This window comes from Dactylosporangium sp. NPDC006015 (assembly GCF_040614215.1).
Lineage (GTDB): Bacteria > Actinomycetota > Actinomycetes > Mycobacteriales > Micromonosporaceae > Dactylosporangium > Dactylosporangium maewongense.
The window spans coordinates 12,870-33,771 of the sequence record NZ_JBEXUD010000046.1 but is presented as its reverse complement, the minus strand read 5'-3'; the positions used below and the strand labels follow the sequence as shown (position 1 = coordinate 33,771).

The 20,902-nt window shown below is 72.3% G+C and carries 22 protein-coding genes; 7 read left to right on the top strand and 15 right to left on the bottom strand.

From position 1 onward, the window contains the following. Positions 1 to 102 precede the first annotated feature (102 nt). Positions 103 to 984 (bottom strand): helix-turn-helix transcriptional regulator, encoded by an 882-nt coding sequence (locus ABZ321_RS46805; protein WP_344506472.1) that lies wholly within the window; start codon positions 982 to 984, stop codon positions 103 to 105. 500 nt (positions 985 to 1,484) lie between these two features. Between ABZ321_RS46805 and ABZ321_RS46800 the strand changes: the two genes are divergently transcribed. Further along, positions 1,485 to 2,519 (top strand): AI-2E family transporter, encoded by a 1,035-nt coding sequence (locus tag ABZ321_RS46800; RefSeq protein WP_354902790.1) that lies wholly within the window; start codon positions 1,485 to 1,487, stop codon positions 2,517 to 2,519. A 323-nt stretch (positions 2,520 to 2,842) separates the two neighbouring features. Here ABZ321_RS46800 and ABZ321_RS46795 read toward each other — a convergent pair whose 3' ends face one another. Continuing rightward, positions 2,843 to 3,391, bottom strand: a complete 549-nt coding sequence (locus ABZ321_RS46795; protein WP_354902788.1) for an SUKH-4 family immunity protein — start codon at positions 3,389 to 3,391, stop codon at positions 2,843 to 2,845. A gap of 43 nt (positions 3,392 to 3,434) precedes the next feature. On the opposite strand from ABZ321_RS46795, the gene ABZ321_RS46790 reads away from it, so the two are divergent. The 3 genes from ABZ321_RS46790 (at position 3,435) to ABZ321_RS46780 (ending at position 6,895) form a co-directional block, all read left to right on the top strand. Then, on the top strand, positions 3,435 to 4,109 hold the full coding sequence (locus ABZ321_RS46790; protein WP_354902786.1) for a uridylate kinase: 675 nt from the start codon (positions 3,435 to 3,437) through the stop codon (positions 4,107 to 4,109). 288 nt (positions 4,110 to 4,397) lie between these two features. Then, positions 4,398 to 5,423 carry a hypothetical protein gene (locus ABZ321_RS46785; RefSeq protein WP_354902783.1) on the top strand — a complete coding sequence of 342 codons (1,026 nt, stop codon included), beginning with the start codon at positions 4,398 to 4,400 and terminating at the stop codon, positions 5,421 to 5,423. 44 nt (positions 5,424 to 5,467) lie between these two features. Beyond that, positions 5,468 to 6,895: an MFS transporter gene (locus ABZ321_RS46780; RefSeq protein ID WP_354902780.1), complete on the top strand. Its 1,428-nt coding sequence runs from the start codon at positions 5,468 to 5,470 to the stop codon at positions 6,893 to 6,895. Between the two features lie 92 nt (positions 6,896 to 6,987). Here the strand turns inward: ABZ321_RS46780 and ABZ321_RS46775 are convergent, their stop codons facing one another. The 8 genes from ABZ321_RS46775 to ABZ321_RS46740 all read right to left on the bottom strand — a co-directional run bounded on the left by ABZ321_RS46775 (position 6,988) and on the right by ABZ321_RS46740 (position 11,654). Further along, on the bottom strand, positions 6,988 to 7,803 hold the full coding sequence (locus ABZ321_RS46775) for a hypothetical protein (protein WP_354902778.1): 816 nt from the start codon (positions 7,801 to 7,803) through the stop codon (positions 6,988 to 6,990). Positions 7,804 to 7,846: 43 nt separating this feature from the next. Further along, a complete protein-coding gene (locus ABZ321_RS46770; RefSeq protein WP_354902776.1) occupies positions 7,847 to 8,449 on the bottom strand; it encodes a hypothetical protein in 603 nt (200 codons plus the stop codon). Then, positions 8,446 to 9,612 (bottom strand): hypothetical protein, encoded by a 1,167-nt coding sequence (locus ABZ321_RS46765; protein WP_354902774.1) that lies wholly within the window; start codon positions 9,610 to 9,612, stop codon positions 8,446 to 8,448. Before ABZ321_RS46765 ends, ABZ321_RS46770 begins: the two co-directional genes overlap by 4 nt. Beyond that, positions 9,609 to 9,884: a hypothetical protein gene (locus tag ABZ321_RS46760; protein WP_354902772.1), complete on the bottom strand. Its 276-nt coding sequence runs from the start codon at positions 9,882 to 9,884 to the stop codon at positions 9,609 to 9,611. The genes ABZ321_RS46765 and ABZ321_RS46760 overlap by 4 nt, the downstream gene beginning before the upstream one ends. Positions 9,885 to 9,891: 7 nt before the next feature. Further along, positions 9,892 to 10,182: a WXG100 family type VII secretion target gene (locus ABZ321_RS46755; RefSeq protein ID WP_344506488.1), complete on the bottom strand. Its 291-nt coding sequence runs from the start codon at positions 10,180 to 10,182 to the stop codon at positions 9,892 to 9,894. Positions 10,183 to 10,282: 100 nt separating this feature from the next. Then, positions 10,283 to 10,510, bottom strand: a complete 228-nt coding sequence (locus ABZ321_RS46750) for a hypothetical protein (protein ID WP_344506489.1) — start codon at positions 10,508 to 10,510, stop codon at positions 10,283 to 10,285. Continuing rightward, positions 10,510 to 10,776, bottom strand: coding sequence for a hypothetical protein (locus ABZ321_RS46745; protein WP_344506491.1), 267 nt, complete (start codon positions 10,774 to 10,776; stop codon positions 10,510 to 10,512). Before ABZ321_RS46745 ends, ABZ321_RS46750 begins: the two co-directional genes overlap by 1 nt. A 194-nt stretch (positions 10,777 to 10,970) precedes the next feature. Next, the gene (locus ABZ321_RS46740; RefSeq protein WP_354902769.1) at positions 10,971 to 11,654 is read right to left on the bottom strand and encodes a hypothetical protein; all 684 of its coding nucleotides are present in this window, start codon (positions 11,652 to 11,654) and stop codon (positions 10,971 to 10,973) included. A 140-nt stretch (positions 11,655 to 11,794) separates the two neighbouring features. Between ABZ321_RS46740 and ABZ321_RS46735 the strand changes: the two genes are divergently transcribed. After that, entirely contained in the window at positions 11,795 to 13,543 is a 1,749-nt protein-coding gene (locus ABZ321_RS46735) for a protein kinase (RefSeq protein ID WP_354902766.1), read from the top strand. A 59-nt stretch (positions 13,544 to 13,602) separates the two neighbouring features. Here ABZ321_RS46735 and ABZ321_RS46730 read toward each other — a convergent pair whose 3' ends face one another. Together ABZ321_RS46730 and ABZ321_RS46725 are read right to left on the bottom strand one after the other, a co-directional pair. Further along, on the bottom strand, positions 13,603 to 13,878 hold the full coding sequence (locus ABZ321_RS46730) for a hypothetical protein (RefSeq protein ID WP_354902763.1): 276 nt from the start codon (positions 13,876 to 13,878) through the stop codon (positions 13,603 to 13,605). Further along, positions 13,851 to 14,417, bottom strand: a complete 567-nt coding sequence (locus tag ABZ321_RS46725) for a hypothetical protein (protein WP_354902760.1) — start codon at positions 14,415 to 14,417, stop codon at positions 13,851 to 13,853. The genes ABZ321_RS46730 and ABZ321_RS46725 overlap by 28 nt, the downstream gene beginning before the upstream one ends. Positions 14,418 to 14,627: 210 nt before the next feature. Between ABZ321_RS46725 and ABZ321_RS46720 the strand changes: the two genes are divergently transcribed. Continuing rightward, complete coding sequence (locus ABZ321_RS46720) at positions 14,628 to 15,488, top strand: hypothetical protein (protein WP_354902758.1); 861 nt, start codon at positions 14,628 to 14,630, stop codon at positions 15,486 to 15,488. Here the strand turns inward: ABZ321_RS46720 and ABZ321_RS46715 are convergent. Beyond that, positions 15,475 to 16,632: a WD40 repeat domain-containing protein gene (locus tag ABZ321_RS46715; RefSeq protein ID WP_354902756.1), complete on the bottom strand. Its 1,158-nt coding sequence runs from the start codon at positions 16,630 to 16,632 to the stop codon at positions 15,475 to 15,477. The genes ABZ321_RS46720 and ABZ321_RS46715 overlap by 14 nt on opposite strands. Positions 16,633 to 16,880: 248 nt before the next feature. Here ABZ321_RS46715 and ABZ321_RS46710 point away from each other — a divergent pair, with 248 nt between their 5' ends. Next, positions 16,881 to 17,858, top strand: coding sequence for a TIGR04222 domain-containing membrane protein (locus tag ABZ321_RS46710; protein WP_354902754.1), 978 nt, complete (start codon positions 16,881 to 16,883; stop codon positions 17,856 to 17,858). Between the two features lie 25 nt (positions 17,859 to 17,883). Here ABZ321_RS46710 and ABZ321_RS46705 read toward each other — a convergent pair whose 3' ends face one another. After that, positions 17,884 to 18,435 (bottom strand): DUF1062 domain-containing protein, encoded by a 552-nt coding sequence (locus ABZ321_RS46705; RefSeq protein WP_354902751.1) that lies wholly within the window; start codon positions 18,433 to 18,435, stop codon positions 17,884 to 17,886. Positions 18,436 to 18,703: 268 nt separating this feature from the next. Continuing rightward, positions 18,704 to 20,716 (bottom strand): hypothetical protein, encoded by a 2,013-nt coding sequence (locus ABZ321_RS46700; protein WP_354902748.1) that lies wholly within the window; start codon positions 20,714 to 20,716, stop codon positions 18,704 to 18,706. Positions 20,717 to 20,902: the final 186 nt, after the last annotated feature.

Genomic DNA, 20,902 nt, shown 5'->3' with positions numbered 1-20,902 from the left:
ACCCCTGTGCTTTCCATCCAACCGGCACCGAAGCCGAGGTGGCAGTGGCTGGTGTTCCAGGTACCGGCAGAACCCCCCAGCCAGCGTGGTCAGTCGGCGTGCTCAGTCGGCCGGGCGGGCGACGGACCGCTCGTGCGGCGCCGCGGTCCAGCTGGCGAGGAGGTTCAGCGCCTCTTGTGAGCCGGATCCGGGTTCGGCCGTGTAGGCGTTGAGCCGCAGCCCGACGTCGGTGGTCAGGTCGAGGGACTCGTAGGCCAGGGTCAGGTCGCCGACCTCCGGGTGGTGCAGGCGCTTGACCCCGGAGCGGTGCAGCCGCACGTTGTGCGCGGCCCACCAGGTACGGAAGACATCGCTGCGGGTGGACAACTCCCCGATCAGGTCGGTCAGCGCCCGGTCATACGGGTCGCGTCCGGCCTCGGCGCGCAGCAGCGCCACCGTGTCCCCGGCGAGGGTCTCCCAGTCGCGGTAGAACTCCTGGCTCGCCGCGTGCAGGAAGATGAACCGGGCGATGTTCGGTGTGGCCACCGCCGTGTCGAACAGCGGCGCGAACACCACCCGACCCAGCGCGTTCGCGCCGAGCACGTCCAGGCGGCCGTTGCGCACGTACGCCGGCGCCATCGTCATCGCGTCCAGCAGCCGCTGCACCACCGGGCGCAGCTGCGACGTCGGACGCCGCCGCCCGCGCGTGTTCGCGGCGGTGGTGTTGGCCGTGCGGGCCAGGTCGAACAGGTGCGCCCGTTCGGCGTCGTCGAGCTGCAACGCCCGGGCCACGGCTTCCAGGACGCCGTCGGAGACACCGGAGAGGTTGCCGCGCTCGAGGCGGGTGTAATAGTCGACGCTCACCCCGGCCAGCAACGCCACCTCCTCCCGGCGCAGCCCGTGCACCCGGCGGTGCCCGCCGTAGGCCGGCAGGCCCGCCTGCTCCGGCGTGACCTTGGCCCGGCGGGTGGTGAGGAAGTCACGGATCTCGGCTCGGCTGTCCACGCTCTCGACGCTACGACCGCCGGGCCCGGTCTGGGAGGTTCTGCCAGTACCCCGAACGCCAGCTGCCGCCGGTCAGGTCGCGAGTAGATTTGGTGGTAGCCGATCCCCGGGCCCAGCCACCGCCCGGGACGACCCGCTGAGGTGGTCAAGGTGGTCCTGACGGGCGTCCTGGTCCTCGCGGCTCTCGTGTTCGCCTGCGCCGTGGCGTCGCTCCGCGTCGCATCCCGGCTCGCCCGACAGCGCGAACAACGTATGCGGCATGCCCAACGACACCAGCACAAGTTCATCAAACCGTACCGAGGCTCACACGAGAGACCGCCTGCCACGATCGTCACTCGTATCGTCACTCGTTCAGAGCGAGGCGGTCCGGCGACGAAGCGATGACCTTTGCAGCTAGGACTTCAGCACAACGCCACACGAACGAGCGCATGCATCAACAACCGGGACCCCGTCGCCCACCGTCACAGCGGTTGTCGCACCGCCTGCGGGCGGTGGGCTCCGTGGCTTGGGCGCTCGTCGGTATGGCGCTGCTGGTGGTCGGGGCGATCCTCCTGCTCGTCATCCTGCGGCCCATCGTGATCTCGCTGCTGGTCGCGCTGTTCCTGGCCATCGCGTTCCTGCCGGTCGTCGACGGCCTCGCGCGGCGCCGCGTGCCCCGCGCTGCCGGCGCGGCCGCCACGCTCCTGCTCGTGGTCGCGCTGGGCTCCGGCGCGATCGTGCTGGTCGTGTGGGGCGTGGCGAGCCAGCGGGAACAGATCAGCCGGAACCTGACTGCGGCCGTCAGCCAGCTGCACCGCATCCTCGACTCGGCAGGAGTCGACGGCAACGCCGCCGAGGCCGGCCGGCAGTCCGTGCACCAGTCGGGTGACATCCTCATGGCCGGCCTGCTGCCGGCACTGAGCAACCTGCTCGGCGCCAGCGTCAACGTCCTGCTCGGCCTGTTCGTGGCGCTGTTCGTCTGCTTCTTCCTGCTCATGAACGGCCACGCCATCACCGCCCGGGCCGCCGGCCACCTCCCGCTGCCAGGACAACTGGGCCAGCGCCTGCTCGGCCGGGCCGCCATGGTCGTCCGCCGCTACTACGGCGGGCTGACCCTCATCGGCGCGTTCAACGCCGCCGTGGTCGCCCTCGGCGCCCTGCTGCTGCAGGTGCCGCTGGTGGGCGCGATCGCGGTCATCACGTTCCTCGGCGCGTACGTCCCCTACCTCGGCGCGGCGGTCGCCGCCCTGTTCGCCGTGCTGATCGCCCTCGGCAGCGGCGGCCAATCGGCCGCACTCTGGATGATCCTGGTCGTCGTCTTCGCCAACGTCCTGCTCCAGAACCTCGTCAGCCCGATCGCCTTCGGCGCCACGCTGCGCATGAGCCCACCGGTCATCCTCCTCGCCACCCTGATCGGCGGCGCACTGGCAGGCGTCGCCGGCCTCGCCCTCGCCACACCGGTGACGGCAATCGTGGCCCGCAGCATCGAACTCCTGAGGGAACCCCCTCCGGCGCCGGACGCTGCCGACCTGCCACCACCCGGGCCGGCAACGTAGCTGGGGACCGGTGAACGAACCGCCGTACCTCTCGTCCGACCTGTCGATCGGCCGCGGCTACCGCGGACGGGGATGACTTTGGCGATGGCCGTGTCCGGCCAGCGGCATGAACACTGTCATGATGGCGAAGTGCTTCGCTCACTGACCGAGAACCGGCGGTTACCAGACCCGCCGTACGTCATGCGGAACGTGATCGGGTGATTGTCGGCTTGGTGTTCGCGTCTGAGCGACCGGACTGAGGTTCCGGTACGACTCGCCATGATCGGGCGCACTGTCATCGGCCACGAGCGAGCACCGCGGCAGGTGTGGACGCGTCGGCGCGGTCAGTAGAGCCAGCGATCGAGTATGCCGGGCCAGAAGTGGGTGCGATGGTAGCCATCGCCGTACGCGGGTGGGTCGAGGGCCTTGATCTGCTGCAGAAGGTCCGCGAGTTCGGCAAGTGCGGCTTCCTCGGCCTCTTCGTCCTCGTCCCAGCGTCCGATGACGGTTGAGGTGCCCAGCCACGTGCCGACCATGTGCAGTGAACAGAGCCAGTGGATGATTGACGAGTTGACGAACTTCGTCTCATTCGCGGGCAGCAGGACCTCTTGGACGTGACCCGTATCCGGCACGGCGCCGTACACCCACGTGATGGCTGACATGTCCATGCGACGCTCCGCGAGCCGGTACATCGCCGGCTCCGTTCCGAACGATGCCGCGTCAACGACGCCGTCGATCAGCGGTACGCCACAGGAGACAAGCGCCGCCTTCTGGATCTCCGGCAGTCGCCACGTGGCTACCTCACGCGGAGTGGCCTGCACGACCCGACCGGCGCCAGCCCATGCTGCAACCGCCTCGAAGTCGGGCGGAGTAGGAAGATCCTCGGTAGCCACGCCAGCGAGGTTATCCTTCGCGAAAACCAGGACGGGGCAGGACATGAACCAAGGCACCCGCAACGAGATGCTCGACCGGCTGGCTGAGGCGGTCGGGTCCGTCACCGTCACGCACCCGACGCGGGTCGCCGTCGACGGACCGCCCGCCGCGGGCAAGACCACGCTCGCCGACGAGCTCGCCGTCATCTTGCGCGCGCAGGGCCGCGAGGTCATCCGAGCGACGATCGACGACTTCCTCTTCCCCCGGGCGCAGCGCTATCCGCGCGGCGAGTACTCGGCCGAAGGCTGCTACTTCGACACCCACGACAACGACGCGCTGAACCGGGTCCTGCTCGACCCGCTCGGCCCGGGCGGAGATCGACGCTTCCAACCCGCGGTCTATGACCACGTCGCGGATGCCGTGCTGTCCCCGCCGGTCACGACCGCCCGCACCGACGCCGTGCTGCTCTTCGACGGCGTCTTCCTCATGCGCCCGGAACTGATCGATCGGTGGGAACTGCGCATCCTCGTGTCGACGACGCTCGACAAGACCGTGGAACGCGCCGTCATCCGAGAGCACGGGGTGTCAGCACGTGCCGACATCGAACGGCGCTGGCGCGAGCGCTACATCCCCGCCCAACAGTTGTACTTCGCCACGGTCCGCCCGACCCACCACGCCGACATCATCGTGCACAACGACGAACCCCAGCAGCCGGCCTGGGAGACCCAACCACACTGACCGCACCCGACTTCGGCGCGAACGGTTCACCAGAGGTCGAGCTGTCCGGGAATCTCGTTGGTGATGCGGTCAGAGAGTTGCCACAGGCGCAGCACGGCGTCCGGACCTTAAGCAGGGCCGCTGCCTCCATGAGGCCGAGCGCCTCGGGCCGCTCGACGTCTTCTCGGATTGAGCAGTCGGCAACCCGCTGGGAACCGCTGTCCGCGTCGGCCGATGTTCGAAATCCGCTCGTCGGCGTCCAGGAAGGCGAGCTTCGTCCGCATGGTCAGGCGCCCTACGATCATCGCTATGACTCGCACGACGCCGCCGCGCCAGTTGGATCTCATGCGACTGTTCCCCGAGCTGGCCGAGCATGCGGCGACGGCGACTCGGCTGCATCCCCGGCCCGGCAACCCTGGGATCGCCGACAGTTCGGTCGGCGGCCCGCTGCTGTGGCCGGCTGATGAGCCTTGGCCGGTATGCACGGACGGGGCGGGTCACTACGTCTCCCATCTCCGGATGCCGGCGATGGTCCGTCGTAGCCGGGAGATCTACGCGGCGGCGCAGGCTCGGGCGGCCGCGGGCGGCACTCGGTACGAGCTGACCGACGAGGAGCGGGCGGAGCTGCCGCGCTACGACTTCTCCGAGCCGGAGGATCTCATCGACGAGTCGGTTCCTCTGGTGCCGGTGGCGCAGCTGTACCGCCGGGACGTCCCCGACTTCACCGGCCCGGCCGACACTGACCTGTTGCAGGTGCTGTGGTGCCCGCTCGACCATCCGGAAGAGGGCTACAACCCGAGGGTGCGGCTGTACTGGCGGCGCAGCGCCGACGTGACGCGGCCGCTGAGCGTGGCTCCTGAGCCGACCGTCGTGAGCGGCGCCTACCTGCCGACCCCATGCGTCGTGTATCCAGAGCAGATCCGCGAGTACCAGTACAGCGGCCTGCTGCCGGCGGAACTGGGTGCCCGGATCACCGCGTGGGAGGACGAAGCCCGGGGTGGGGACGACGAGGACGACGAAGACGAAGAGGACACCGGGCTCAGCTACCAGTTCGACTTGTCCCTGGCGCCCGGCTGGAAGGTGGGTGGTTTCGCGAACTGGTCACTGACCGACCCGCATCCGATGGACTGCGTCGAGTGCGGCACCGCGATGACGCTGCTGTTCACCGCCGCCTCTAGCGAATGGCACGGAACAGGTGGCAGTTGGAGGCCGGTGGAGGAGCCGCCGGGCGTCTCGTCCGTCCCCACCGACGTGTCGATCGGCCGCGGCTACGACTTATATGTCTTTCGCTGCCCGGAGTCGTACGAACACCCGCCTGCCACCGCCATGCAGTAGGCCAAGGCCGCTACCAGGACTCGAGGCTCCAGCTGCATGCTTGGATGCCCGAGGAAACGCTGCGGAGGAGCGGGGGATCATTGGCGAACAGGTGGGCGGGACTTGCGGCTCTGCTTGCGGGGTTCTTCGTCATCTTGCTGGATACGACGATCGTGGCGGTCGCGAGCCCGAGCATCCAGAGTGATCTCAAGCCGGACGTCGCCGGGCTGTTCTGGGTGACTGCCGGGTATCTGCTGGCCTTCTCGGTCCCGTTGCTCGTCGCCGGGAGGCTTGGCGATCGGTACGACCCCAAGCGCGTGTTCCTGATCGGGATGGCGGGCTTTGCGGTGGCCTCGGCGTTGTGTGGGATGGCGCCGTCGGTGGGCTGGCTCGTTCTGTTCAGGGTTGTGCAGGGTCTCGCGGCGGCCGCGATGGCCCCTCAGCCGCTCACGCTGATCCGCCGCCTGTTCGTCGCCGACGAGCGTGGGCGTGCTCTCGGTGCCTGGGGCTCTGTCGCGGCGGCCGGCGCACTCCTCGGTCCGGTCCTCGGGGGCCTGTTGACGGCGGTCCTCGAGTGGCGGTGGATCTTCTGGGTCAATGTTCCGCTGTGCGGTGTCGCACTGCTCATGGGGTGGCGGTGGATTCCCCGCAGCCAAGGTAGGGCCGCGCAGCTTGATCTGCTGGGGGCGGTGACGAGCACGGCTGGACTCGGGGTTCTCGTCTGGGTGCTGCTCGCCTGGCGTGACATCTCGGCACCCGCGATCGCTGCCGCAGTCGTCGTCGCGGCAGCGCTGCTGGTCGTCTTCGCGTTCCACGAGCGGCGGATGGGCCCTGCGGCCCTGGCGCCATTGGGACTCTACCGCTCGCCCGGATACCGGGCGGCGAGCGTTGCGATGGCGGCTCTGGGCACGGCCTTCATCGCGATGGCGCTGCCGGCGATGCTGTACTTGCAGGAGGTGAGGGGCCTCGGGCCGATGGAGGCAGCCTTGGTGATGGCCCCGGACGCTGTTGTGGCAGCCGTGCTGTCCCCCACCGCCGGCCGATGGGTGGACCGGGTGGGACCACGCCGTCCGGCGACCCTGGGGATGGCGTTGCTTGCGGCAAGTCTGCTGCTGATCGGACTTGTGGTCGTCCTGGAAGTCAACCCGTGGTGGATGACGCTCGGGGCAGCGGTGCTCGGTGTCGCGAATGCCGTGGCCTGGTCGCCTCTGTCGGTTGCCGCGATGGCATCTGTGGATGCGGCGGCGGCCGGCGCGGCCTCGGGAATGTTCAGCGCCGTCCGGCAAGTGGCGGCGGTGACAGGCGTTGCGGCGACGGGCGCGGTCCTGGCCGGCCTGGCGTCGTCTCCGACGCTGGCCTTCAGCGTGGTGTTCGCGGTCCTGGCTGTCGTAGCGATCGTTGGCGTCGTCGCCGCGACCCGGCTGCCCTTGACACCGACTGATGACGCTCACGCCAAGGCTGCGGCGATTGCACAAGAGGAAGAACACGCTTGAGACCTGTGGATCGCATGGGCAAGAACGCTGCATCCTTCTGAGCAAGCGACGGTCAGCACGACACCTTCACAACATCACCACCCGGAAGCGCGTCAGCGCTTCCAGGGGAGGAAGCCGCGCTTGCTCGGGGGCGGGAGCTGGGGCAGGGACGCGACGAGGAAGACCGTCCCGGCGATGACGTTGCCGGGGACCGGGTCGGGCGTGTCGGCCGCCGCAGGCAGGCACACGTCGGTCTCGAAGACGCCGCACTGCACGCGGGCGGTGATGAACTGCTGGCCGGTCGCCGCGACGGTCTTGCGGGCCGCGTGCAGGACCGTGCCGTTCAGGCGGGCGTAGGCCTCGGCGTTCTCGGGGGCGCCGAAGACGCCGTACGAGATGAACGAGCTCGCCGCCATGCGGGGCGGCCACGGCCAGCCGTTCTCGACGTAGTGGGCGGGCGGCTCGTCCGGGTCGTCGGAGGAGCGCGGGCTCAGCAGGCTGTCGTCGGACGCGGCGAACGCGGCGGCGTCGGCGTGGACGGCCACATCGACGCCCAGGGCGACGACGGTCGCCAGGCCGCCCGACGGTGCCGTCGGCAGGAGCCGTCGCTGTTCGAACTCGGCGGCGAGCATCCCGACCTTCTCGCCGTCCTTGTCGACGACGTCGGCGATTGTGACCTCGTCGTTGGCGTTGTGGACGTCGGCGAGCAGCGGGCCGGGGGTGCCGGCGTAGGACGGCAGGAACTCCACGATCTGCCGGCCCCTCGTGGCGACGACGATGCGCGCACCGCTCGGGTCCTGCCACCGGTGGACGGTCAGGTCGCCGTCGCGCCCCAGCACGTCGGCGGTGCGCAGCGCGTCGGCGATGAAGGGCCGGAAGTCGTCGCGGTCGTCGAAGCCGAGACCGACGCATTCGAGGTTCGATGCCACCCGCGAACGGTAATGGTCATGGCCGCCGGCACGCACGCCGGTTTCAGCTGAACGCCGGGCCGTCGTCCTCGCCGGCCGGCGGCGGGGCCGGTGCGGCGACGCGGAGGGAGGCGGCGACGGCGTCGAACACCGCGACGAGCTCCTCCAGGTGCCGGACCGCGGGCGTGCGGAACACCAGCGTCCACGCATCACCGGTCGGTGGGGTGACGGTGTACTCGGCGACGACCTCCGCCAGGGGGCCGAGCGGGCTCGCGGCGCGGACCAGGCGCAGCGCCCGCTCCATGGCACCGGCCGGCGACCGGAGCCGGTCCTGTGGTCCTTGCAGCTCCGTTTCGGCGGGGTCGCTGCGGTACCACCGCTGCGGCGCGACCAGGACAGAAGCGCTGACCAGCTGGCCGGCGCCGGGGTCGGCGGCGGCGCCGAAGCCGGCGAGGACCGCGCCCGCGGCCGCGGACACCCGCGCGACCTGCCGCCACTGCTCGGCGACCTCGGCCCGCAGCTGCGGCGCGGCGTCGTCGGGCAGCTGGGCCAGCAGGAGGGCGGTCACCTGCGCGTCGAGGTCGTCGGCGGCGGTGCGCAGCACGGTCCAGCCGGGCGGCAGGTCGACGCTGACCGGCGGCGCCGCCCACGTGCTCCAGCCGGTCACGGCTGCCCGCTCAGGATCTGCTGGCGGAACTCGCGCACGGTGTTGCCGGTGTCGGCGGTGACGATCGCGCCGGACACCAGCTGCGTGACGTTGGACGGCCGCCACTGCTCCAGCAGCGTCATCGGCCGGTAGTGCTGGGCGAGGTCGACCAGCGGCCGGGTCACCGAAGCGTCGATGATGCTGCCCTGCGCGGACCGGATCGGGTGCACCGTGTCGAACACCGCCGAGCGGAACGCGACGCCCGCCGACGAGTCGGCGCGGGCGGCGCCGGCGAGCGCGGCGAACAGGTCCGCGTCGCCGGCCGCGTTCGTCAGGATGCCGCGGGCCCCGGCGCGCTCCGCCTGTGCTGCGACGCGTTCGGCCTGCCCTGCCGCGGCGGTGAAGACGGAAGCCTGCTTGGCCGCCGCGAAGGCGCCCTTTGCCGCGCCGCCCGCGCCGCCGAGCGCCAGGCCGCCCGCGTCGACGAGCAGCTCCTTGCCGGACTTGTGGCCGCCGGCGAACAGCAGCGCGTCGGACACCACCAGCAGCGCCGAGGTGGCCAGCGCCGCGGTCGCGAACACCTGCCCGGCGAACGGGATCCAGCAGGTCAGCAGCGCCGCCATGCCCAGCAGCGCGCTCGCCTTCTCCAGCACGTGGTTGGCGGCGAGGAGGTCCTTGGTGAGCTCGTCGGACACGTGCTGCCAGAACCCGTGCGCGAACTGCCCGACGGCGTCGGTCGCGGCCTCCACGTCGTGCGCGCAGGCGCGGGCCTCGGCGCGGGCGCGCGCCTCGAGGCGGTCCCTGGCGTGCTGGAGCGCGGCCAGCGCCGGCGACGGGTGCCCGTCGGCGGGTGGCAGCGCGTGTGCCTTCGCCACGATCGCGGCCGCCTCCGCCTGGGCGTGCTGGAGGCTGGTCAGCCAGCGCTGCAACGCGTCGGCGGCGCCGTCGTAGGCGGAGTACGCGGTGTTGAGCCGGGTCAGCAGCTGCGTGCGCCGCGTGGTGAAGGCGGACGCAGCGGCGCCGGTCCACACCGTACCGTCGGCGCCGACCGCTCTGATGAGGGCCGTGGCGTCGCCGATCCGGTCGACGGCGTCGCGCAGCTGCAGGACCAGCCGACGCACCGCGGCCGGGTCGCCGGGGGCCGGGTCGCCGCCGCGCAGCAGGGTGCTCGTCCGCGCGGTCACTGGAACGTCCTCATGAGCGCCTGGTCGACCTCGTCGTAGGCGTGCGCGGCCTGCCGCAGCCCGTCGACGAGGGCGTGGCTCTCCTCGACGATGTCGGCGATCAGGTCGACGCCGCGGCGGCCGAGCCGGTCCAGGGCGCCGTCGACGACGTCGGGCACCGCGTGCCGCGGCAGCGCGGTCAGCTGGCGGGTGAGGGCGGTCAGGGCGGTGGTGGCGGCGTCGAGCTGGTCGGCGCAGCCACGCATCGCGGTGGTGTCGTAGGAGGCTCGCACGGCCGGCTCAGCCGCCGAAGGCCTTGGCGATCGAGCTCTCGGTGCTCTCGTACGCGGTGCCCGCCTGACCGAGCGCCTGCCCCATCGCGTCGAGGGTCTCCTGCAGCGGCACGACCGCCTTCTCCCACTGGGTGCGGGTGTTCTGGAAGGCCTGCGCGCCGGGGCCGGTCCAGACCGCGGCGAGCTGGCTGGCGGCGGCGCGCAGGTTCGCGACGGCCTGCTCCAGGTCGGCGGCGCGCTGCCTGGTGAGCGCGGCATGGTTGGCGATCTCGGCCGTGTCGAACGTTCCGGCTGGCATCGGGGTCACTGCCTTTCGTCGAAGAGTGGTTACCGTAGCCCCGGCCCGCGGGCCCGATCATCGGACCCGCGGCCGGACTTCCCCCGTCCGAAGAGGGGGGTCAGAAGAACAGGAACCGGATCCGGCCGCCGCGGAAGATGTACCGCGCGTACAGGCCGGTGAGGACGGCGATGACGAGGGCGCCCAGGCCGGGGCCGCTGTTGCCGCCGGAGAAGCTGCTGAACGCGAAGATGACCGCGCCGAGCGTCACCGCGCTCCAGAAGCCGCCGAAGATGACCCGGCCGATGATGTCGCCGGCGCCGGGCCGGGTGCGGGGTGCGTCGCTCATCACCGGTCACCGTCCTCGGTGCTGCCCTTGCCGAACTTCGCGACCAGCAGGTACAGCACCGCCGCGAACGGGATGACGAAGATGACGACCGGGAACGTCCAGGTGCCGCTGTCCTGGCCGGCGACGTAGAAGCCGTAGCCGGCGAACGCGATCCCGCCCAGCGCCGACCAGGCCCGGTCCTTGGCCTTCATGGACGGCACCAGCGCCAGTCCGATCAGGACGATCCCGGACAGGACCGAGAACACTTCGTATGCGCTCCAATGCATGGCGTGCTCCTACTCCGAGGTGTCGCCGCGTGGGTCGGGCGCCGGGCTCCCCTCCTGACGGACCAGCCCGGCGCCCCAAGCGGCGTTGCCCGATCAGGTCACCACGCGGTCACACGCCGGCACGAGACTGCTGTGCAGCAGTCTCGTGCGCCCGCCGCGGACCGGGCACGCTGTGTCCCGTGATCCAGCCTCGTTCAGCGGGCGTCGCCGGCGGGCTCCAGGTAGCCGGCGCGGACCAGCACGTACAGATACTCCGGGTCGGTGAGCGAGCCGGTGCGGGCCAGGCCGAGCGCGACCGCCTTCTTGCGCACCTCCTCCAGCCGCCGCTGCACCGTCTCGGTCTTCAGCCCGAGCCGGGTGCCGACCTGCTTGAGCTGCAGCGGGGTCGCCGGCACCAGCGGCGGCCAGGCGAGCAGCTCGGCGAACAGCTCCCGCACCGCCTGCTCCTGCGGCCAGGTCAGCGGCCTCGGCTGGTCCGCGGTCTCGGTCAGCGACGTGCCGGGCACCGGCACGGGCCGCGGCACCCGCAGCGCGTCGTCGGTCAGCAGCACCCAGTGCTGCAGCTCCGGCCGGCCGGCGACGCGCAACGCGACCCGTGGCCACACGTGCACGCTGCTCGCCGGGGCGAGCCCGGGCGGCTGGCCCCACGGGTGGACGACGACGCCGTTGCGGTTGGTGACGTCGACCCGCCAGCCGGACCCCGTCCGGGTGACCTCCACCGCCCGCCGCGACACCTTCGGGTCGGCGGGCTCGACGCCGAGCGCCAGGTCGCCCTCCCGGCCGACGAGCACCGCCTCGCCGGGGGTGACGGGGCGGGGCGGGCCGCTGTGCAGCACGCCGTCGCGGTCGCGGCACAGCACCTGGATCGCAGCGGTCATGCCGAGCACTCTGACAAACCGGCCAGGTGCGCGACTGGGCCGGTCGGTCATCGATTGCGATCCGGATGTGCCTTTGCAGTAGGACAAGCGCATGAAACGGTGTCTGACGCTGACCACAGAAGCCCCTGGGGAGTTGCACAATGACCGATGACGACCGGTTCTGGGTCGGACCGCAGTCGGCGCCGGAGACGTACCAGCTGATCAGCTGTCTCGGCGGCGGCGCCGAGGGCGAGGTCTGGACCGCGATCCTGCCGCTGTCGGCCGAGGGCCGCCGGAGCGTCGCGGTGAAGATCCTCCCCGCCGGCGTCCCTGGTCAGAACTACAGCCAGGACGCCGAGGAGGACTGGGTCCGGCACGGTCACCTGCTGCGCAGCATCAGCCACCCCGGGCTGGTCCGGGTCCTGGAGGTGTTCACCGGTCCGCCGCGGCACCGCGCCGGGACCGCACCGGCGGGCGCCATGCGGTACGTCGTCATGGACCACATCGAGGGCGTCACCATGCGCGAGTGGCTCGACGAGCACCCGGACGCGAGCGTGTCGGCCCGGCTGCGGACGCTGACCACCGTCGCCTCCGCCCTCGACGAGATGCACTCCGGCGCGCAGACGGCGGTTCCGGTCGCGCACGGCGACGTCAAGCCCAGCAACATCGTGATCCGCCCGGACGGGTCCACGGTACTGGTCGACCTCGGCCTGACCCGCCTCACCGACGGCGGCGGCAGGGTCGGGCGGAGCCGCCCGTACGCGGCGCCGGAGCTCTTCGGCCCGGACGGGCGCACGTCGCCGGCGGCGGACCGGTTCGCGTTCGCCGCGACCGTCGTGCACACCATCCTCGGCGAGCCCCCGCCGGTCGGCCCGCACGGCGGCCCCGACCTGGCCGCGGTCGACCAGCGGCTGCGCACCAACCCGATCAGCGCCCGCCGGCCCGCGCTGGTCAACCAGCTCATGCAGGCCCTGGCCGCGCCGCCCACGCACCGCCCGCCGAACCTGCGGGTCTGGCTCGGCTCGCTCACCGACACCCTGTCGCAGGTCACCGAGTCCGGCGGCGGGCTGGGCATGCTGCCGCCGACGTTCGCGGCCGCGGACCAGACCGCGACCGGCACGTTCATGCCGCCGCCGATGGCCGGCGTGTCGCCGCTGCGCGCGCCCGTGCCCGCCCCGCCCGGCGGCGGTGGCCGCCGGCGCACGGTCGTCATCGCCGTCGCGGCGGCCGCGGTCGTGCTCGCCCTGGCCGGCGGTGCCGTCGCCTACGGGATGAGCGGCGGCGACGACCCGTCCGACAACTCGGCGAAGGGCACCGCGACCGCCACGACGGCCGGCGCGGCGAACCCGGCACCGACGACGGCGGCCGCCCCGCCGAGCCCGACCGGCACCAAGGCGGCGCTCACCGACGAGGCGTCGTCGCCCGCGTCCGCCTCGGCGGACCCGTCGGTGTCGCCCAGCTTCAACGAGGGCGCCGCCTTCGGCCTGCGGCTGTCCGGCAACGCCGCATACGAGGCCGGCTTCATCGCCGGCCACACCGACATGTACTACACCGCCACCGACATCGACATCAACGGCAAGAAGTCGGTGAGCGGCTGGTCCAGCGGCTTCAGCTGCTGCAACAACGGCACGACCAGGGTCGTCGAGGCGACGATCGACATCAACCTGTCCCGCAAGTACACGACCCTGACCGGCATCGTCGGCATCGAGGACCACAGCAAGCCGAACGTCCCGATCCGGGTCCAGGTCTTCGCCGACAACACGTCCGTGTTCGACAAGCAGGTCACCCTCGGCCACCCGGAGGACCTGAAGGTCACCGTCACCGGCTGCCTGCGGCTGCGGGTCGTGTTCACCGGCCAGATGTACCAGGCCCAGGCCGTCGTCGGCGACCCGAAGGTCTTCGAGTCCTGACGTTTGTTCCGGCAAGGGGCGGCGCTCACCGGTGAGCGCCGCCCCTCGCGCGTGGGCACTCACCCGGCCGGCGGCAGCTGCTCCGGTGACCCGTTGCCCAGTTCGACGGCCATGCCACTCGGCACGGCCTCGTCGTTCAGGCCGGCGGCGTCGTCGATGATCGTCCGCATGACCGCCACCGGCAGCCGCGGGTTGGCGGCGGCCGGCCTGGTGGTGACCGGGTCGCCGAACAGGTCGAGCACCCGCCCCGGTGACAGGCGGGCATCGTCGGCGCACCAGCCGCGCACGACCGGCTCGGGGTCGTGGCTCAACCGTTCGATGACGTCGGCGGGCACCGCGCGGTCGTAGACGGTGAACGCCCGGCGACAAGGTCCGGCGCCAGGTGCTCGTTCAGCGCGACACTGCGCCGCAGACCGATGTGCGCCGACGTCGCGCAGCGCCGCTGCACCTCCGGGTCGCGGGTGTGGCGCGCCCACACCGCTGGCTGGATCCGGTCCTCTGGTCCGATCCGGTAGCCGATCACCGCGCGCTGCTCCTCGGTCAGTTCGGGACGCATGGACACGGCCAGGCGGACCCCGTGGTCCGGGTCGGCGGCGAGCCGCTCGACGAGATCGACCGGCAGGTCCGGGTGCGCCGCGGCCTGTTCGCGGATGTACGGGCGGTCGGCGGCGACCATCGTCTCGGCCGCGGCGCGGGTCAGCGGCTCCCGCTCCGGGACGACTTCGGGCAAGGCCGGCCAGACCCGGAACGCCGCGGCGAGCGCCCGCCGCACGTAGTCGTCCGGATCGTCGACCAGCCGGTCACACTGGTCGGGCCGGACGTGGTGCGCCCGTGCGAGCAGGCGACGCACCTCGACCTGCGGGTGCGTCACCATGACGTCGACCTGCTCCTCGGTCCAGACCGACCGCGCCTCCAGGGCCAGTTCGACCTCGGTCAGCTGCTCGTCAAGTAGGCGGCGCAGCAGCGCTCCCGGCAGCGCGGGGTTGTTGGCCAGCCCCCAGAGGCGGAGCCGGACGGTTCGAGACGCTGCGGGTGGAAGCTGCCGGTCACATCGCCGACCGGGTACGGCGCGGACCTGGTCCGGGTGCCCGGCACGGCGAGCGTCCTGTCCACGCTGCCGAACGGCAAGCTGTACCAATGCGACGCCTTCACCGGCGACGTCCGGGTCGGCAAGACCGTCTCCGGCGACCTGCGCGCGATCGTCTTCGACGGCGACAGCGACCACCAGGATGGCGCGTGGGCACTGGCCACGTTCGGTCTCTGCCGGATCAGTCTGGCCTCGCTGTCGCGGACATCCGCGAACCTCCGCAAGGGCCTGGGCACGTATCAGGGCCGCATGGTGGCCCTATCCGGCGACGTGAGCGGCATTTCCACGTTTTTCGGCAGATCGATGAAGCTGGTGTCCCGGGTGGACGGTTCGGTGCTCAAGACGGTCAAGATTGGCGCACCGAGCCTGGTGTACCGGCTGCCCGACGGCCGGCAGCGCTGCTGGTCCCCGTACCACGCGGTGGTGTCCGACCTCGACGTGGCGGCCCGACGCTGCGTCGACCGGCATGGTGTGGCGCATGGCGCGGGTCCCGCCCTGGTCGGCGACGAGGTCGTGGCGTTGTGCGGGGTCCGGCAGGACGATGCCCGCGCGCCGAACGTCTGGGACGTGAGACCGACGCAGCTCGTGGCGTTCGACGCGTACACGCTGCAGCCGTTGCGGCAGGCGGCCATCGGCGCGGACGCGGTCGAGGTACTGGGCGCGGACAGCGCGGGCAGGATCGTGGTGGGCCGGCGCGCGGGCGTGACGGTGCATCGGCCGGACACCCTCGCGGTCGAAGGCGCATACGAGCACGGCGCACCGCTCGGCGATGCGCTCCTGCTCGGCGAGCACGACAGCGTGGTGCTGCGCGGCCCGGTCACCGCCGGCAACGGCCTCACCGTCGTCAGGTGGACCTGACGCCGCCGGGTGAGGGTGAGCCGGCGACGTTCCACAGTTTGACGGTCTGGTCCCCGCTCGCGGTGGCCAAGGTGCGGCCGTCGGGGCTGAACGCCAGCGCCGGCACCCGATCGCTGTGGCCGGTGAAGGTGACGAGCGGTGCGGGGTGCGCCGGATCGGCGATGTCCCACAGCTTCGCCGTGCGGTCGTTGCCGGAGGTGGCGAGGATGCGGCCGTCGGGGCTGAACGCCACACCGAGCACGAGGTGAGGCTGCTCGGGCAGCGTGGCGATGCGTGCCGGGTGTGCGGGATCGGTGACGTCCCACAGATGCGGCCTGAAGTCCGTGGTGGTGGCCACGGTGCGGCCGTCAGGGCTGAACGCCACCCACCTCGACGTCCCGCGGGCGTTCGGGTCGGCGAGGACGGCGGCGATGGCGGGACGGGCCGGATCGGCGACGTTCCACAGGGTGGGGAGGTCGTCGCCGCTGCCGATGGCGAGGCTGCGGCCGTCAGGGCTGAACGCCACCGAGCTCACGGGCCCCGTCGCCACGGTGAGGGTGGTGATGTGTGCCGGGTGGGCCGGATCCGCGAGGTTCCACAGTCCGACCGTGGCGTCCCCGCCGCCGACGGCGAGGGTGCGCCCGTCGGCGGTGAAGGCCAGCGACCACTGGGTCGTGCCCCGGTCGGCGGTGAGGCTGGCCGCGGCGGTCGGGTGGGCCGGATCGGTGACGTCCCACAGGCGGACCGTGAGGTCCCCGCCGGCGGTGGCCAGGAGGCGCCCGTCGGGGCTGAACGCGACGCCGCTGATGAGCCGGTCGCTGCCGGCGAACGTGGCGGCGAGCTCCGGGTGGGCCGGATCGGTGACCCTCCACAGCCGCACCTCGTTGGCCATGCCGGCGGTGGCCAGGATGCGGCCGTCGGGGCTGAACACCACGGCCGCCACGCCCTGCGTGTGACCTTCCAGGGTCACGACGGACGTACGGGTGACCTCGGCGGGCGGCTTCGTTCGAGGCGAGCCGGTGCTGTTCACGGCAACGACAACGGAGACCACACCGGCGACCAGGACGCCGGCGACCGATGCGAGGACGAGCCCGCCGCGGGCGTGCCGCGGGCCGGGTTCGGAAGACGGTGATGCGGACGGTGCCACGAGCCCGGTGCCGGCCATGCGCGGATCATAGGTCGCCGAGGGCTTCGCCGTGTGCCCCGTTCCGGAGCCGGACGGCCCGTGGGCGTGCGGGGTTCGAGCTGGGACGCGCCCGCCGTCCACGCCTCGGTCTCCCGCGTCGCAGCGCGCATCATCCATGGACACCGCCGCCGTGTGGCAAGAGTTGCTCAAGCCGGGGCGGCACCGTGGCGTACGACGCCGGTCGATGCCGACAATGAAGGCCGGACGTCGATCGCGGGGGTGGTCGTATGCGGACGATCGTGATGGCCGGTGACACGTGGGGTGTGTCCGGGCCGGACTTCCTGTTGCTGTTCCACGCCGCGGCGGTGGTCGCCGCCGGGGTCGCGCTGCTGGGACGGTGGCTGCGGTTGCGGCGGCTGGAGCGGCCCGGCACGAGCGGGCTCGGCGCGGAGCAGCTCGCCATGATGAACGCGCGGCGGCCGGGTGCCGTCGATGCCGCGCTCGCCGCGCTGCGGGCGCGCGGTGCGGTCGAGGCCGCGGACTGCGTGGTGTCGCGCAGTGCGGCGGCCGGCGATGACGGGGCGTTGCCCGGGGACGCGACGCCGCTCGAGCGGGCGCTGCTCGCGGCGGTGCGGGTGCCGGCCCGGGCCGGCGAGCTGCAGCTGGTCGCGGAGGTCGCGGCGGCCCTCGACGCGATCGACGACGACCTGCGCCGGCGCGGGCTGCGCACTGACCACGCCCGGGAGCGGCGGCTCACGATCGGCCGGTGGGTGCCGCTGGGTGCGGTGCTCGCCGTCGGCGTGGTCCGGCTGCTCGCCGGGGTGCTCAACCACCGGCCGGTCAGCCTGCTGCTGCTGTCGCTCGTCCTGTACGGCGTGCTCCTGTTCGTGGCCGTCAACGTGGACGCGCCGCGGGCGCGGGACGCGTCGTCGGTCTGGGCGGCCGCCCGGCGCGCGCACCCGCACCTGGCGCCGCACCTCAACCCGGCCTGGGCCACGTACGGCCCGGCGGGTGCGGCGACGGCCGTGGCCCTGTGGGGCGACACCGCGCTTCGCGCCGGCGACCCCGCGTTCTTCGCGGGCCTGCGGCCACCGCCGGCCCAGACCACCACCGCCCCGCGCCCCCGCCGGGCGCCTGCGGTGCGCACCCGGCGCCGCACCTGGTCGTACGACGGCGGCACCACGACGTCCCATTACAGCTGCGGCTCGTCCGGCGGCAGCGGCGGCACGTCGTGCGGCGGGGGCGGGGGCGGCTGCGGTGGCTGACCTCCCTTCGGTGGTGCGCCGCCGGTCAGCCGCGGACGGCGGCCTCCGCCATCACCAGGAAGTTGAAGCCCGTGGTCGTCGGGCGGCGCAGCGAGACGTCGCACTTGACCCGGCGCGGCACCTCCGCCCTGGTGAGGCCGAGGTGCTCGGCGATGAGCCGGTCCGGGCGCACCGGGACCGGATCGGCGAAGACGACCTCCACCTGGACCGGCCACGTCGCGTCGGCCCGGACCGGCGCGGTGTCCAGCCGCCAGGCGCCCCGCCAGTCCAGGGCGAACCGGCCGCGCCGGGCGAGCAGCGGATCCAGGAGCACGGCGGCCACCAGGTCCGGGTCGTTGCCGTGGTACCCGTCCAGGCGGACCGGGTCGACGGAGCTGACCGGCGCCCGCTCGTGCACGGTGAGCTTGCTGGTCCGGTCGCAGGACACGCACCGCACCAGCAGCCACACGTCCAGCAGCTTGCCGTTGGCGTTGACGCGGAACCTGCCCTCGCCGGTGGTGGCGGACTCCGACCGGCAGTCCAGGCACCGAAGCGACAGCAGCGGCAGCCTGGTCCGGCGGACGACCCAGGACAGCACGGTATGAGGTTGTGAAGACATGGCGATCTCTCTGAAGACCTGACCCGAGGCCGGAAGCGCGGCCCCGAACGCTGCATGTCCGGGCGCACGAGGGCAGCCCGGCAGGACCGACGGGCGACGTCGGCCTGGAGGTGAGCGGGAAGAGCGTCAGGTCTACAGAGCAGGCGGGGTCACGCGGTTCGTCCTCTGTCCTCACGGGTGGCAGGGCCACCGGCAACCTACCGGCAGCCAGAGCGGAGGCTCAAACGGTTTCGGGTGGGCGACCGCCTCACGGGTCGCCGACCGGTCGCGGCTGCCTGGCGAGATGATCCTGCAGCAGGTGGTGCCGGAACTGATGGACGCTGCCGACCCTTCGCAGGATCCCCCGGTCGTACGCATCGTCGAGGAACGAGAGCAGCCGCAGTGGCGTCGCACCACGCGCCCAGAGCACGATGCGGGTCAAGCAGAACTGCCCCCATGCGGTGGCCGAGATGACGAGGCCGGCCACCAGCAGCCCGGCCGGAAGGCCGTACACGAGACCGTTCCGCACCGTGTCCAGCACGCCCGGTCCCGAGCTGATGAACCAGCCCAGCGCCACCGCGACCGCCAGGCCCCCGGCCGTGCCCGCGACGAGGCCGGCCGCCCGGTCCTCGCTGAGCAGGACCGCCGGGTTGGCCGTCCGCTGATCGTCGTGACCGCGCGTGCCGGCGGCGCCGGCGATGAGCGCCGCGGTGATGCCCGCCGCAGTGCCCGCCAGCAACGCGGGCTCCGGACCGGCGACGGCTACGACACAGGCACCGACCGGCAGGCCGGTGACGAGCATCCACGCCGGCACGTGGCCCAGAGTCAGTCGTCGCGGCCGCTGGTGGTCGCTGACCGTGCGCCGGACCAGCCCGATGGCGAGGCCGAGGATCAGCCCGACAACCGTGGCGCTGAACGGTCCGTCCGCCAGCGCGTCCGGGACGCCACCGACGATCAAGGCCGCGGCACTCGTGACCGCGACCATCGCAGCACCCCACAGGCCGAGCAAGGCGAACACCTGCAGCACCGGCCCCGGCGGCAGCTCGACGATCTGCCACCAGGCGAGGTCGTACATCCGGTGGTTGTGCAGGTGACGGGCGAGGGTCATCAGCCAGATACGTGCGCGTCTCGCGTGCTCGACGCCGTGGGCCGGCCGCCGCCCGACCGGAGCGGTGTACGCCGCCGTGATGACCTCGTCGAGCAGGTGCCGCGTGATCCCGTCCCGGCCGGCCGCCCAAGGCGCGGTGACGAGCTCGCCCGGGGTGCTGCCGCGGTGCCGGTACACGACGCGGGCGAGCCACACCGTCAGCGGCGTGGACATCGCCTGGATCAGTGGGGTGCCGACGCCGGTGGTGAGGTCCGCAACGACCGGGTCCCACCGGGTTGTCGGCTGCTCGGCGCCGTCGGCGAGGTACCGCGCCGCCTCGGCCGGCAGGAGCGGCTGCAGCTCGACGACGGCGGTGCGGGCCAGCGGCGCGGCACCCTCGACCGCGATCTCGTAAGGCTTGGTGCGGCTGGTCAGGACGAACCGCCGGCCGACACCCGCCGCGGCGGCGATGCCGGCCAGTGCGCTTCCTTGCCGGACCGGGTGAATCTCGTCGAAGCCGTCGAGCACCGGCACGATCCGCCCTTCGGCGACGAGCTGCCGGGCGACGGTGCGGCGTTCACCGCGCTCGGTCCGCACGAACCGGCTGAGGGAGCGGTGGTCCAGCACGAGCCGCGCCGCGACCCAGTCGTCGAGCGGCTCCGCCGGGTCCCACCCAGCAATCGGCAGCAGCACCGGGACGGGCGCGTCCTCCTGCCGCCGCCGCAGCATTTGCAGCGTCAGGTGCAGCACGAGCATCGACTTCCCCGCGCCCGGCTCGCCGAGGACGACGAGCCGCTGTGGCGCGCCTTCCCGCATGAACACGTCCGCGACGTCGTCGTACGATCCGGCCAGGGCGAGGGGCGTGCCGCCCGGCGCACCGCGGACGGCGCCCCAGCTGGCCATCACCGCCTCGGCCTGGGTGCTCACGAGCCACCGCACCGGCAGCGGCCAGGGATCGTGGACCTGCCGGGCGGATTGCTCCTGCGTCCACACCTCGAGCTGGGCCCCGGCCAGGGCAGACAGCGCGGCGATGCGCTCCGCCGTATCCCACGCGACACCGAGCTCGGGCCGCTGCCAGAGCCAGCGCATCACGGTCCACACGAACGCGACCACGGCGATGCCGCCGGAGATCACGCTCGCCCACTGGTCCGACTTCTCGCGCCCCTCCCCGAGGAGCAGGTAGATCAGAGACACCCCGCCGAGCAGCACAATTGACAGCAGAACCACGAACCATAGACGGGGATGCCTCCACCACATTTGCACCCCGCCATGATGGCGGCACCCGGCAAGCGGCACGCCAGCCAGACGGCCACAGTCCGGCCGTCGACCCAACCGAAACAATTGCCGCGCTTGCAGAATTGGCGTGTGTCGATTGCGCCA

Bases quoted from the DNA above. Each gene is read 5' to 3' on its own strand.
- ABZ321_RS46790 (WP_354902786.1), top strand. From the start codon at position 3,435: ATGAACCAAGGCACCCGCAACGAGATGCTCGACCGGCTGGCTGAGGCG.
- ABZ321_RS46785 (WP_354902783.1), top strand. From the start codon at position 4,398: ATGACTCGCACGACGCCGCCGCGCCAGTTGGATCTCATGCGACTGTTC.
- ABZ321_RS46780 (WP_354902780.1), top strand. From the start codon at position 5,468: ATGCCCGAGGAAACGCTGCGGAGGAGCGGGGGATCATTGGCGAACAGG.
- ABZ321_RS46755 (WP_344506488.1), bottom strand. From the start codon at position 10,182: ATGCCAGCCGGAACGTTCGACACGGCCGAGATCGCCAACCATGCCGCG.
- ABZ321_RS46750 (WP_344506489.1), bottom strand. From the start codon at position 10,510: ATGAGCGACGCACCCCGCACCCGGCCCGGCGCCGGCGACATCATCGGC.
- ABZ321_RS46745 (WP_344506491.1), bottom strand. From the start codon at position 10,776: ATGCATTGGAGCGCATACGAAGTGTTCTCGGTCCTGTCCGGGATCGTC.
- ABZ321_RS46740 (WP_354902769.1), bottom strand. From the start codon at position 11,654: ATGACCGCTGCGATCCAGGTGCTGTGCCGCGACCGCGACGGCGTGCTG.
- ABZ321_RS46735 (WP_354902766.1), top strand. From the start codon at position 11,795: ATGACCGATGACGACCGGTTCTGGGTCGGACCGCAGTCGGCGCCGGAG.
- ABZ321_RS46725 (WP_354902760.1), bottom strand. From the start codon at position 14,417: ATGGTGACGCACCCGCAGGTCGAGGTGCGTCGCCTGCTCGCACGGGCG.
- ABZ321_RS46715 (WP_354902756.1), bottom strand. From the start codon at position 16,632: ATGGCCGGCACCGGGCTCGTGGCACCGTCCGCATCACCGTCTTCCGAA.
- ABZ321_RS46710 (WP_354902754.1), top strand. From the start codon at position 16,881: ATGCGGACGATCGTGATGGCCGGTGACACGTGGGGTGTGTCCGGGCCG.